The organism is Propionivibrio sp. (assembly GCF_016790145.1).
GTDB lineage: Bacteria > Pseudomonadota > Gammaproteobacteria > Burkholderiales > Rhodocyclaceae > Propionivibrio.
This window is the reverse complement of sequence record NZ_JAEUOI010000001.1, coordinates 1-13,272: the sequence shown is the minus strand read 5'-3', so window position 1 is coordinate 13,272 and position 13,272 is coordinate 1. Positions and strand designations below refer to the sequence as shown.

General features: G+C 58.3%; 8 protein-coding genes. All 8 read right to left on the bottom strand.

The window, feature by feature from the left end:
* Positions 1-1,154, bottom strand: a 1,154-nt coding sequence (locus tag JNM42_RS00040) for a DUF3108 domain-containing protein (RefSeq protein WP_294264246.1), incomplete at its 3' end; no start/stop codon positions are given.
* A gap of 235 nt (positions 1,155-1,389) precedes the next feature.
* Entirely contained in the window at positions 1,390-8,901 is a 7,512-nt protein-coding gene (locus JNM42_RS00035) for a PilC/PilY family type IV pilus protein (protein WP_294264242.1), read from the bottom strand.
* Positions 8,902-8,916: 15 nt separating this feature from the next.
* Positions 8,917-9,576 carry a hypothetical protein gene (locus JNM42_RS00030; RefSeq protein WP_294264239.1) on the bottom strand — a complete coding sequence of 220 codons (660 nt, stop codon included), beginning with the start codon at positions 9,574-9,576 and terminating at the stop codon, positions 8,917-8,919.
* Positions 9,577-9,620: 44 nt separating this feature from the next.
* Positions 9,621-10,832: a PilW family protein gene (locus JNM42_RS00025; RefSeq protein WP_366504384.1), complete on the bottom strand. Its 1,212-nt coding sequence runs from the start codon at positions 10,830-10,832 to the stop codon at positions 9,621-9,623.
* A 34-nt stretch (positions 10,833-10,866) separates the two neighbouring features.
* Positions 10,867-11,328, bottom strand: a complete 462-nt coding sequence (gene pilV / locus JNM42_RS00020; protein ID WP_294264233.1) for a type IV pilus modification protein PilV — start codon at positions 11,326-11,328, stop codon at positions 10,867-10,869.
* An 8-nt stretch (positions 11,329-11,336) separates the two neighbouring features.
* Positions 11,337-11,951, bottom strand: a complete 615-nt coding sequence (locus JNM42_RS00015; protein ID WP_294264229.1) for a GspH/FimT family pseudopilin — start codon at positions 11,949-11,951, stop codon at positions 11,337-11,339.
* 3 nt (positions 11,952-11,954) lie between these two features.
* Positions 11,955-12,395: a type IV pilin protein gene (locus JNM42_RS00010; protein ID WP_294264226.1), complete on the bottom strand. Its 441-nt coding sequence runs from the start codon at positions 12,393-12,395 to the stop codon at positions 11,955-11,957.
* Between the two features lie 371 nt (positions 12,396-12,766).
* The coding region (locus JNM42_RS00005; RefSeq protein WP_294264223.1) for an ankyrin repeat domain-containing protein at positions 12,767-13,272 on the bottom strand (506 nt) is incomplete at its 5' end.

Genomic DNA, 13,272 nt, shown 5'->3' with positions numbered 1-13,272 from the left:
TCCAGCGAGGTCACTACCTGCTCGGTAACCACGCCCTGCCGGTCGATATGACGGACTTTGGCCGGCAAATAGTGCAAGTCCGGCACCAGCCACAGCTCGATGATTTCTGGGCTGTCGCTGGTCGACAAAACCAGTTTGATGGTGCGTACTCCTCCGAGTGAGGGGATGATAAAGGTCTCGATACCTCCCAGGCGATACGTGTAAACACGGTGTGTCGCGCCGTCGGAGAGCCATAGTTTTCCACCGGTCAGAATGGGTGGCTGCAGCATGAACTGATAAAGCAGGCTCTGACGGTCGAGAAGGCCATCGGGCATACGGCCACTGCGCCCCTTGGCAGGTAACGCAGATAAATTTTCCGTGACCTCCTTAATCGCCATCAGTCGCTCGGGCACCGCCCCCTGTATCTGGAAAAGTATGGGGTTCAGCCCCAGTCTGCCGATGGTTCCCGAGATTTCCATTTGCCACGGCTGGACCTGGACCGGGTCACCGTCATTGAGCAACTGTTTGATGCTCACCCCGTAATTCCTGCCATCATCTGAGACATAGCGGTGCTGTCCTGAGCCCATCAATTGCCGGTCTGCACCAGAATAAATCTCGAACTCGATCGTAACCTGTTTGACCTGGCCGGTCAGTCCGGGCAATGGAACTCCGGGAGACTGATCTGACGACTCTTTCGCTGGCGGAGAAGACGTCTGTTCACTTGCCGCGACGGCAGGCTTTGCTTCAGATGGCTTTACCAAGACTTCCGGAATTCTGGGCGGTGCTTCGTTCTTCGGTTCAGCCGGTTTCACCGCGATAACCAGTGTACTGGGGGGTTTTTCAATCTTCTGGGCGACCCTGTTCTCTTGCGCAGACAACACGACTTCGGGAACACTTGCCGCTGGTGGCTGGATCGGCGCGGAAACCGTGGCCGCAGGCGCCACCAGGCTGACTTGCAAAGGACTGTGGCTTGTCCCCTCTTTGGCCGTAGAGAAAAAGCCAGGTTTCGAAAGCACACCGAAGTGCAGCAACAAGGAAACGCCGAGGGCCATCAGAAAGCGGCGCCTGGCAAGATTCTTGTTGCTACGTTCAAGGTTCAGCATGGAGGGCGTCAATCTGGCGAGAACATGGGGCTTATCAGACATTGTTGGAGTGTGACATCCGGTTTCGCGCATTTTCTCACGCGGGGAGCGGATTACTTGCAGGTTGGGACAGCGGCTTTAGCTCTGTGTGCTTACCATGCTCTTAACGCCAAGGTTCGAAGGGTGTCGGGTTACGCTATAACTAACCCAAGCTAAGAACCTGCGAGCCACGAGCTCTGAAAATACCAGTCGGGGCTCATCAAGCACTACGGCACCCGTAACGGTGCCGTAGTTGACAGGGTTTGGGGTAACAGCACTCGCTTGGCCGTTATTGCTCCCTGATCAGTTCACGCCATGAGGTACGCCGGGTAACCGATTTCAGTGGTGGATCAGTAGGATCGGTTTTCTTGGGACAGTCTGGTCCGCTACAACCGGTATACACTATCAGATTACCGGTTTTATCCATCGCAAAAACAGGCTTGGATGCCAGCCCATCGAGCAGCTTGAAGCCAACCACAGCGAAAGTTCCCGGTGCGGCAAGAGGCCCACCAGTCTCATAGTTCAGCCAGTACTGATAACTCTTACCGCCCACGTCACAAGCCGCCAGACTGGGGGCATTTGTGTTGTAAACCAACACCCCCAGCGCGAGCGCCGGATCGGTATTTGCGCGCTCCGAAGCATTGATTAAATCGACGAACCAACCATTATCCGACGAAAAATCAACCGGATTATTGGTGCTGCTCAGGACCTTTGGTGTCGGAACCAGCGTCGGATCACAAATATTCGCCGAGGCACCGACAGGGCAATTTATCTCGCTCTGAACTTGCTGGACAAACCCAGTTGTGGCATTTAATCCCAGCGCCCGTGGTGCCCCACCCGGATTGTTAAAAATTGCCGTTGCAGGTGTCGTTCCGGCCGCCCGGACATCCTTGATCGCATAAAGCGACTGCTGGCTGGTATCGCTGGCATCGGACCCGGCTAGAAAACGCCCGGTACCGACAAAAACGACCTTGACGTTGGCTTTCGGGATATAACCCACTTCCGGCTTGGTCGTGATCGGCTGCAGGTTGCCGGCTCCGTCCTTGAGAATCGCCAAGAGCTGCGCATCATAATTGTCATTGGCATCACCCCCTCCGCCAATCGTATCGTTGATGTCGAAACGCCAGAGATTTCCGTACAGGTCACCGCCATAAACCGCTTCAGCCGTATTGTCCGATGATGGATTGATGACCTGGGCGGTAATTTTTGCCAATCCGCTCGGACTGGTGGAATCACCGACCCCGGTCGATATCGCTCGAATCAGCGAACCGGTCGCCGCATTAAGAACAAACAGTCGGCCGATGCCGTCGCCGGTGGCTCCATCCTCGTTGGGAATGTTGTTGTAACCGGAGGTCACCAGCACAACCCAGGTCTTGGTTGTGCAAGTTGCGTCATCACACATCTTGACGATCTGCGGATTGCCGAAAGTATAGCCCAGATCAGCATTGGTGAATTCCCACAAGGCCTTCGGGCTGGAGGGGACAGTTATATCCAGCGCGTAATAGCCGCGTCCACCGCGCCCCAGGCCACCGACCAAAATCGTCCTCCAGTCGGTCGCTGCTGCTGTTGAACAGTTGCTGACACAAATATCGCCAACCACTGGCGAGGCATCGACAAAGGGACGATGCTTGTTACTGTAGTTTTTGTCAGCCAGGCGGTAAAGATTGGGAATGACCATCGACGGGATATAGGCCCAAAGCTCCTGTCCGATCGTGGTATCCGCGCCTACCGCCGTTGCCGCCGATAGTGCAGCGGCGTCAGCCGCTGTTTTCAATGCTGTTGTCGGATTCAGGTAATAGGCCTCACTGGCCGCGGCTGCAGCTTCAACCAGTGCTTCCGTTGCGGCATCGCCCTTGGCTGCAAAGGCATGCAGCATGCCGTCATTGGAAGCGGAATAGACTACCGCCTGCCGTGTCGCCTGCGCAGTAACAAAGTCGCTGTAGCCTGCATCAGCAAAGTTGTCGACCGGCTTGTTGACATACACCGTCTCCGCATTGACCATGTCACCCAGGACGCTCTGGCGCTGCCGATAAAACTTGTTGTTGTCATCGATCGCGCCTTCGTTGGTGCGCACACCGCGCAGGAAATTGACCAGATTGGCACCGGTCGCCCCGAGTGCGTTGGCATTATCCTGATCCGTTGCGGACAGGCAGGTATCAACCGAGGCACAGAGAAACTGGGTCAGACCGGACGGTGAAGTAGAAATATGCGGCGTTAGGAAATTGACATTTCCTGCGAAGTTCGCACTGGTAAAGGCTTTCAGTTTGGTGACCGCGACACTGGAGTCGAAAGTGTAGATGTTGCGTGACGCGGGTGTTTTGGCATCGAGCTTGCCCTGGGCGGCCCAGTCAGGCGTTGCTGAAACGGCTCCAGTGAAGGGATCCAGTTGCCTGCGCACCAGTTCGCCGGTCCAGTCCGACGTTGTATAAGTGCTGATGAATATATAGTTATCGGCCGGAGTAAGACTGGGATTACTGATCGTCGGTGACGCCGATGCTCCGCCGGCGGCGGCAACGCCCGCCAACGCACTGGAAATGCTCTTCGACAGCGATTTGGGGTCGGTCGCGCTGAAATAGGCGCCATGTCCATTGACCCCGGCATGCCACAGGTCGTCGATGGTGGTTTGCTCGTCACTGGCCGGGAAAGGCCAGTTGCAGTTACCGGTGGATTGCCAGGAGCAAACGCCATTGGACGGATCGGCAGCTATACCATTGGCCGGTGCGTGCGGGGCGACCCCGTACACCGTTGAATAGTCACCACTGGTATCAGTCAAATAGGTGTCCGAGTACTTCATGTAACCCGAGGCACCCAGACCGAGCGTAAATGTTGTCATATGCTGCGTGTTGAGTGGGTCCCTGCTCGTTGTCGGGACATTGTTCATCGTATCGGGACCGGTTGCCGGACACAGGGCACCGCCGGTTACCGCCGGGGGCACTATGGCTCCGGTGCAATTGCCGAGCGCCGGTGTCCGCAAGTCGGTGTAGTAATAGTAGGCCGCCACGTCGGCCAGTGTGTTGGTGGTACCCGAGCCGGCGATATCGGCACAGGTCACGGTTTGCCAGAGCGGCGGGGTGGCCGTCTGGGTTCCGCACCCCATGACCGTCGACGCCGTGTTCGTTGTCGTGCACAGGGTTTTGACATAGTCTGGAGCGACACCGGGGTTGACCGTCGTGCAGGTCGCCGGGTCGACTGGCGTCGGGCCGGTGCTGAGCAGCGAGGTGCAATTGGTTTGTACCATGGTGCCGGCGTCAGTCCCTGGCGTGCAGCTCACTGCCGGAACCGGTGCGGCGGCGGTGCCGATCTGGTTCGTTGTCCGGCACTCGACGAGTGTTCCGCTAGCATCAAAGCTGGCCGGGGGCGTGCCGACCGGTGTACAGGTCGGTGCCACGGCCACATAGCCGCTGTCGCTGACCTGACAGGTGACTGCTGTCACATAGGGCGATGCCACCGATGCCGTGACAGGGGTACAGGTGGCGGTATTGACCGTTACCGGCGCCTGGTAGGTACAGGTGGTCGCCGTACTGACGACGACCGGGCTACCACTGGAGGTCGCCGCCGTCGAACAGGTGTCCACGGTGGAATCCACCGCCGCACCAACTACCGGGAAAGAACCGGCTACACAATTTATGGCCGTGAGATTGGTATTATCCTGTGCCGCTGGAGTACATGTCCCGGTAAAAGTATCGACCGAGGGCGTGGTATAAGCACATTCTCTCGCTGGCCCGACGAAAGACGGCCCTCCCGATTGTGCAACAGGAACACACGCAACGGTGGCATCCGTATAGCCGGTGGTAGTGCCATAGGCGCACGTGTAGGCCGGGCTGTACACCGTGCCGTTCGTCGTGGCAACCGATTGCGCCACGGTGGTACACGACGCCACATCATTGCTTACCACGGGTGTCGCATTGTAAGCACACGCGACTTTCGCGCCCCCGGTATAAGGGGATCCTCCCGAGTCATGAACGGTGCAGGTGCTCGCGTTCAGGTCGGTAGCGCCGACAGTCCCCGAGTAGGCACAGCTAACCGCCGGGCCGGCATAAGGTGCGCTGCCCGACTGAGCTACAGTGGTACAAGTTGTCAGGTTTGTCGCGTCGGTGCCTACCGTTTCGTAGGCACAGGTCTTTTGCGGCGCGGCAAAAGTTCCCGACTGGGCCACCGGCGTACAGCTAGCCACATTGGCGACAATAGCCGTAGCCGAATAGGCGCAGGCATTGGCTGGGCCGGTGTAATTCACCGGGCCGGGAGAGTCTGCGACATACGTACAGGAATTCAGGCCGGTGGTCGTTGTGCCATTTATATATCCGCAGGTGGTATAAGCGAGCCCGCCACCGGGAGAACCCGCAGTACATGTCGTCAGATTTGTCCCGGTCAGTACCGCTGGAGCATAGGCACAGGTGACGGTCGGTCCGGCCCACACCGTGCCATTGCTTGTGCCGGTCGATGCTGCGACAGCGGTACAGCTTGCCACGGTTGACGAGGTCGCTGCCGCCGCGTTGTAGACGCAGTCCGTCTTGGGTAGCGAAGCAGCAGTTGCAGGAACCACCCATGTGCAACTCGATTGATTTGTCAGCGTTGTTGCCGGACTCGCATCGTAGGAACACGCTACACCCTTGTTCCAGACCGTAGTGTCCGTCGTCACCGTGCCGTTCGCCGCCGCAGTGCACGAAGCCTGCCCGGTCTGAGTGGTCGCCGACTGGTAGCTGCAATCCGTTTTCGGCGCCGACGCCGCAACCGCAGGAACCTTCCACGTGCAACTCGCCAGATTCGTCGCCGTCGTCGGCGTGGCGTCATAGGAACACGCTACGCCCGTGTTCCAGACCGTATTGTTCGTCGTCACCGTGCCTTTCGCCGCCGCAGAGCACGTCGCCTGACCAGTCTGCGGGGTCGCCGTCTGGTAGCTGCAATCCGTTTTCGGCGCCGACGCCGCAACCGCAGGAACCCTCCATGTGCAACTCGCCAGATTCGACGTCGTCGTCGGAGTGGCGTCATAGGAACACGCTACACCGGTGTTCCAGACCGTATTGTTCGTCGTCAGCGTGCCGTTCGCCGCCGCAGTGCACGTCGCCTGACCAGTCTGCGGGGTCGCCGTCTGATAACTGCAATCCGTTTTCGGCGCCGACGCCGCAACCGCAGGAACCTTCCACGTGCAACTCGAAAGATCAGTTGTCGTTGTCGGCGTGGTGTCGTAGGCACACACCACTTTGTTGCCGGTCATTGCCGCTGCGCCGGTCTGGTCATTGGCCGTACAGCTCGCCTGCCCGGTCGCCACAGTGGGTGTAGCGGAGTAACCGCAGCTAACCGATGGGGTATAAGGAGATGAACCGGACTGGGCAACGACGTTGCACGTTCCCACGTCCGCAACGACTGGCGTGGTTTCGTACGCACAGCTCACCGCCTGGGCCACGGTATATGTCGGCGCAACCGATGCCGCCACCGAAGTGCATGAGCCCAGGTTGCCCGCGACAACCGCTGTATTGTACCGGCATTGGGTATTCCTGACCCAGCCCGGGCCATTGGCCCGAACGGTGCACGAACTGGCATTCACCCAGCCGGTACTCTGCCAGGTATCTCCGCCATCGGTTGAATACTCATTTCTTTTCTGGAGTTGCCGGGTACTCGATTGCAGCATGAAAGTGCTGCTCTGCAACGCTGATGTCGTGGTCGTCAGGTTGTAGTCTTTCTTGGTCAGAAGCTGTGTATTGACGGTAACGTTGTAGTCTTTCTTGGTCAGAAGCTGCGTATTGACGGTAACGTTGTAGTCCTTCTTGGTCAGAAGCTGCGTTTTGACAGTGACGTTGTACGTCCTCGCTTCCAGGGGTGTTGTCGTCTTGGTCAGATTATTGATATAGCTCTGCAGTATGCGCGGCGTCGAGTCCAGCTTGAAGGTGCTTTCCTGCAACTGCTTCGTATTCGAAGTGAGCGGATAGCTGCGGCTTTCGAGCATGTACTTGCTCTGATTCAAGGGTGTAGTGCGGGTCTGCAGGGTCGTGGTCTCTGTTGTCCATGGATAGGTAGTCGTCGTGACCACCGATTGCGTCAGCCGGCTGGAACTCGATTGTTGCTGTTGGGTACGGCTTTCCACCAGGAAGGTATTGATTCCGAGCTGCTCTTCGGTCTTGTTCGTCTGGGAAACAGTCTTCGTTTGCGTGCCACCATCGTAATACGGCCGATCGAGGCTGCCGTCCTGCTGGCCAATGGCTGTCGTGCCGTCAATGCGCACCGGGTCACTCGTGTCGTTCCAGTAGCCATCGGTCGACAGAATCGTGAAATTCTGCTGGCAGGAATACTGCATCGGCTCGTTGACCGGCAAGGTGTTCAAGGTCGAGAGCTGGCCGGCATACATGCGCCCGATGGTGGACAGCCCGGTGCGCAAGGGCGTTGCGCCAAAAGGTACGGCGTTCAGGAATTTGGTGTACCAGAGGTTTTTTTGCGGGCCGTCAAAGGCGCTGACGTTGAGGAATTGACTGCCCGCTCCATTGTTGATGCTGTAATAGCCGACCCGGAACTTGTCATCGACCGCCGAGAAGGCGATGCTCGAAGCCGTTTTCATCATCTGCATGCGGGTGCGGTAATAGGCATACCAGTTGGCGTAATTGGTCATTTCTTCGGCATAAGTGCAGGTGCTGCCCGCGCAGTCGGTGCGGTTTGTATCCTTGACCGCAGATCCCGGGTAGGGGTAGCTGGCCACCGTCGGCGTAATCACGGTGAACAGGCTGCTTCCCGGGACATTGCCGTTACTGAAGGCGCCAGGCGTGGTGGTACCTCCGGTGACCACCGGTGTCGAACTGGTCGCCGCCGGTGCCGTGATGGTGACGACGTCGGCCAGGCTGACCGCACTGTACCCGACAACCTGGCAGACGACGCCAGTCCGGGCCAGGGTGCAGGCATTGATGCTGGCGGCGATGGCCGTGGCCAGGTCGGTACTGGTGCCTCCGGTCACGCTGGCCGCCGAGAGTATTTGCAAACCGTCGACGGTTATGCTGGTTACCGTGCCGGCCGCGCCGATCGTAATGTTCGCGGTATGCGGCCTGGGCATGCGCGGGAAGGTGTAGTTGGTCACCCCGTTCGCCGTATTGGTCGGAGTGTCAGCAATATTGCTGGCCTGGCACGCGGTGCCGGCGTTGGCCGTGGTGTCAACGGAGAGCGCCGAGGTGGTACACCAGCGCAACTTGGCCGGGAAGGTATAGGCACCTGAAGGCGCGGCCGAGGCGATACAGGTTCTGAGTTGGCCGCTGGTGCAGTATTCACCTGGCACCGTGGTGTAGGAAAAGGCATTGTCTTCCAGGTTTGCCGTTGCAGCAGACTGAATGCCGTAGCCATCGACCTTGACTGCCCTCCAGTTGGGCAGCAGGGCGGTGGCCGAGCCATCCCCGCCCGTGGCCGGACTTTGCCCCGTCTGGCTAGGGTAGGTGGTGGTATCAAGAGCCCCGGTATTGTCGTACATCACCGGCGGGCGGTAGCGGGTTGCCGGGTTATAGGCGACGCCGTTGTACGCGCCATTGAAGAAGCGATGCGCCGGGGTGATGACGGTGAGCACACTGCTGATCGTGGCCTGGTAGGGGCCGGCCCAGTCCGGCAGGTAATCGGCGCCCATGCTGCCTGAGTCATCCAGAACAAACATGACATTGGGCAAGGCGTTGATTTTGGTAGACAGGGTAATGGGTTCGGTGGCCAGCGCTGTAGCCGCTCCATGCGCATTGGCCACCAGCACCGCGGAAAGGAGTACTCCTCCGATGATCCGGGAGATTCGTTTAAGCGTTTCAATTCCTGTGGACACTATGAACGATGCATTGGTGGTCATGACAGTCTCCCTGCTTTAGCGGGCAACGATGGTTTGGATATAAGTGACGGTATTGCGCGGTCCGGCGATACGGCTGGTGATGCGGTAGTAGTACTGCGGAACCGGAGCAAACTTCGCGCTATTGGGTCCGAGGCCGGTGCCGCTCTGCGACGCCAGTTGAGAACGGCTGGCACAGCCGGTGGGCTTCAAAAACGGGTCGCCGGCGGTCTGGCAAAGGCGCTGAATGGTGTAAGTTACGGTGTTGCCAACGGCATCGGTGAGCAGGGTGCAGGATCGATCAACGCAAATGCAGACGGGTCGGCGTTCTATTGGTTGAGTGCAGGCACCTGCCACCACCGGCATGGCCACCGGATTAGGGTTAACCGTCGTCGACCAGTACGTATCCCAATTCGCCGGGTTGCCGGCTGGAGGCGTCGAGGCGACATAACCCCTGGCAAAGTTATCGTTTTCCAGGGCGGCAGGGCTCATGGCCGCGGGATTGCCTAGCTCGATCGAACGGATCGCTGCTTCCGTCCCGGCGTCACCCGAGAGCGTCGCCGCTTGCTGAAAGGCCAGATTGCCGGCAATGATGCTGGTCGTACTGACCGAACGGACTAGCGCAATACCGCCTATCGTCAGCGCCACTAGTATGATCAGTGCAATCATCAGCACAACCCCGCCTTGTCGGGCAGCCATTGCGCACCGCCGCTCGGACATGGGGATAACAGGGAACTGGGAAATTAACATGGTGGCCCCACTTTGCTCACAGGCGGGATATGTACGTTACGTAGCGGCACAACGGTCTGAAATACCTTGTAGCGAAAATCCAGCCCCGTTGGCCAGGTGGGGTCAGGGTCGGGCAGACTGATTGCGGCAGCCGCGCTGCCGGCCCACAATGGCGCTGCCGGGGTGACATGCGCGGTAAGCGCCGGCCAGTCCGCAGTTTTTTCCGGCTGACTGCTGCGCGCAACCAGCACAATACGCACGGCAGAAGCCCTGATCAAGGCACAGGCATTGGCCGTATTGCTGCCGGCTGGAAATGCGGGAACCGGCCTTGTCTGATCCCACACATCGACTACGCCATCCATTGCTGCGGCCATGTCGGTATTGTCCCGCCCGTACTGCGCGCGCAGGCTGACCACATTGTTGGCAACCGGCACCCAGACTGTCGTATCCCCGTTATTGGCAGCCAGGCCGCAATCGGATGTCGTGTAATCGCACACCGTCAGGTTTTGATTACGCACGGCGTAGGCGCGCACCGTGGGCGCAGTACCCAGATTGAATAGTTTGTCGCCAGGAACGATACCGGCAAAACCGGCACTCACCAACACGTTCGGGAAAACCACCCCGGTAACCGTGGTTAACGCCAGATTGCACGGCGCCGGCCGGGTCTGGGGAACAGCAACCACCCTGTCTGGCGGAGGGCCGGCACTGAAGCCGGTCAACCTTCCCACGTCATAAGCGTTGGCCGCCGGAACAGATGCGATTGTGTCGCCCTCGACGGACCCATTGCCATTGCCGGAGACAATCAGCAGCGTATCGGTATTCGCATCCTGACCGGTAATCAGTGGAGAATTGATCGTCACCGGGATCAGGGGAATGGGAGCGGCTCCAACAACCAGACCAGTCACAGTGCACCCGATCACCTCCACCGAACTGATTCCCCAGCCGCTTTGCTGAATATTGCGCTGCGCACCATAGAGCGAAACGGCGCCACTGCTGATCGCATCGTCGCCGCCGCCGGTCGTTCGTTTCTGCCCCTCGAACACGCTGAACATCTGCATCATGACGATGATGCCGAGCAGACCGATGACCATCGCCACCATTACTTCAACCAGGCTGAAGCCGGAGCAAAACGCTGAACAGTGTGCCGTAAATCGCGACGCACAACGTTGCGAGCAGGCTGGATTGACGCACCTTTCGCTTGGCCAACTCAAGGGCTTTGTTGCCACAGTCTTGAAAGCAGTCGAATTCAAGGCAGAGTCCCTAAATTATTTGCACTACAACTTGATAGCTGTGGGGGACGGTCTCGTTGGGCGGCATCCAGCGCACCGTAATTCTCACTACACTAGCGGTTTGCGGCGGCCCGGGATCACCCACGATGTCAAAAATCACCTGCGGGTCGTTGGTATCAGCACCCGGCAAGGCAGCGCGCACCCTGGCCCGCCATAAAAGGTAAAGGGGGCCGTCGACGAGAACACTGGTGCCCAGCGAATCGTCGTCGTCACCCTGGAAGTTGGCCTGCAAGTTTGCACCAACTCGATTACCGGTCATCATTTGCCCGACCAGTTCATTCGCCAGCAGGCCGGCATCGGTGCGATATTTTGCATCGCGAGTGGCGGCCACTGCGGTAGCCTGCAAGCCAACGATGCCGAGAACACCCAGCGAAAAGACAAGAATGGCGATCAGCGCTTCCAGCAGCATGATGCCCGATTGTTGTTTGCGCATGATTCCTCCTAACATCGCTGCGGATCGGTGCCGCCCGCCGGATACGCCGGATCGCACATTCGGATCTGCCCGCCGACAGTGACTGTCACGCGCAGGCAACGGAGCGTCGTGCAATCGCCCACGGCGGCAACAGGCTGCACGTTAATGACCACGGGATTGGTCGCGGGAACGGCGGCAAGCCGCCCAAGTCCATTAAAAACGAAGGTTGACTGATCCGCCGCCACAAGCACATTACCCGAACCCTCGGCCGCCGTACGCCTCTGGAGTATGCGCGGTGGCGGATTATTGACCGCGTCGTTCACCGGAAAGGCTTCGTTTAGCAAGTCAGCATTACATGCATTTGCCGGATTGTCATAACTGACAACCCAGTTACTCGTTGTCAATGTCAATGCGCAACCCGCAGTAAGGTTATCCACAAGCTGGAAGCTTATCAGGGCATTTCGCCGTACCGCCTCGCCGCGTGCCAGTTGCAACCCGTTCTGGATTGATTCAGCCGTCGTCCGAATTCTCATGTTACCGATCCAGACTCTGAAACTCGACGCACCGAGCGCGAGCAAAATGCCGAGAACAGCCACCCCGATCAGCAGTTCAATCAGCGAAAAACCTCGCCCGGCCTGTTTCATGACCTAACAGCCCCCGCCCTTGCTGGTAATCCAGCAGGCAGCATTTGTCGCGGCCGGCCATGCCGAACCCGCAGCGATGCTCGAAGCTTTGACATTGGACTGATTTACCGTATAGACGAAACCGACCATCTTGCCTTGCCCGGTGGCCGTAGCGACAAAAGTGGTCGCGGTAAGCGTCGGACAGGTGAAAGCAAAACTGGCATTGGGCACAACAGCCGGTAGCGGCGCGACCGTGCCGGCCGCACAGGCACCGACATAGGTTCGATTGTCCTGAAAGTACTGCTCCAGCTTGACGCGCATGTCGGAAAGGGTTGATGTAGCCTCGGTGATCCGGCTGCGCGTGAGGTAATCGCTGTAGCTCGGGATGGCGATGGCCATGAGTATCCCAATCACCGCAACGACGATCATCAGTTCGATCAGGGTAAATCCGGAATCTCTTTTCATTTCTCGCACCTCTTGAGCATTTGGGGTAATTGAAGCAGATGATTCGGCAGAGCGTCTACTCTTAACCGATTAGCGGTAAGTTTCGGATTGCAAACGGCGTGTAGTGTGATTTCACCGTTCAGTTCTCTGCCGGGGAGCATTCGGTGCTCGTGTAGCGCGAAAGATAGGGTCGCCCTGCACTAATGAGCAAGACAGTCGAACACTCGCATCCCGTCGAAGCGCTACGCAAAAAGTTGTTGCTGCGCGCCATAGGGTGTCAATTCCTCATCAGGTTTATGGGGTATTCGGTCTGTGGCTGGAAATAGCCCAGAGGTCGCTCCGAGACGTTCATTTAATTCAATCATTCAAGGCGGAGCGATTTGGGGGCTGAATCAACCCATTGCTTTCAGCAGCGCAATGATTACTTCTCTCTTGTTTTTGGTGGCAATTGAAAGTGCGGTGCTTCCATCCTGGTACTTGATGGACGGATCGGCACCCATGCAAAGCAGCACCTTGACGATTTCTGTGTGGCCATTGGCGGTTGATTTGTGCAGCGCTGTCCAGCCATCCTTGCTGGCCAGGTTGACTTGAGCCCCTCCCTCAATCAGTTGCTTGACAACGATCGGATGTCCGCGTGTGGCGGCCTGTATGAGCGGCGTCCAGCCATGCGAACTTTGTGCATTCGGGTCGGCCTGTTTCTCAAGCAGCAGCTTCACGACCTTGAAATAGCCGTTGAACGCCGCCCAGTGCAAGGGGCGATAACCGTTCAAGTCCGCGGCATGCACATCTGCGCCGCTCCTGATAAGCAGCGCGGCGGTCTCCTCATTACCGTTGAACGCGGAAATCATCAGCGGGGTCCAGCCCCGCTCGTCACGTATGTCCACGTCAATCCCGCTGT

What these genes read in the sequence shown, in the direction of transcription:
- JNM42_RS00035 (WP_294264242.1), bottom strand. Translation starts at nt 8,901, where the DNA reads ATGACCACCAATGCATCGTTCATAGTGTCCACAGGAATTGAAACGCTT.
- JNM42_RS00015 (WP_294264229.1), bottom strand. Translation starts at nt 11,951, where the DNA reads ATGAAACAGGCCGGGCGAGGTTTTTCGCTGATTGAACTGCTGATCGGG.
- pilV (WP_294264233.1), bottom strand. Translation starts at nt 11,328, where the DNA reads ATGCGCAAACAACAATCGGGCATCATGCTGCTGGAAGCGCTGATCGCC.
- JNM42_RS00030 (WP_294264239.1), bottom strand. Translation starts at nt 9,576, where the DNA reads ATGGCTGCCCGACAAGGCGGGGTTGTGCTGATGATTGCACTGATCATA.
- JNM42_RS00010 (WP_294264226.1), bottom strand. Translation starts at nt 12,395, where the DNA reads ATGAAAAGAGATTCCGGATTTACCCTGATCGAACTGATGATCGTCGTT.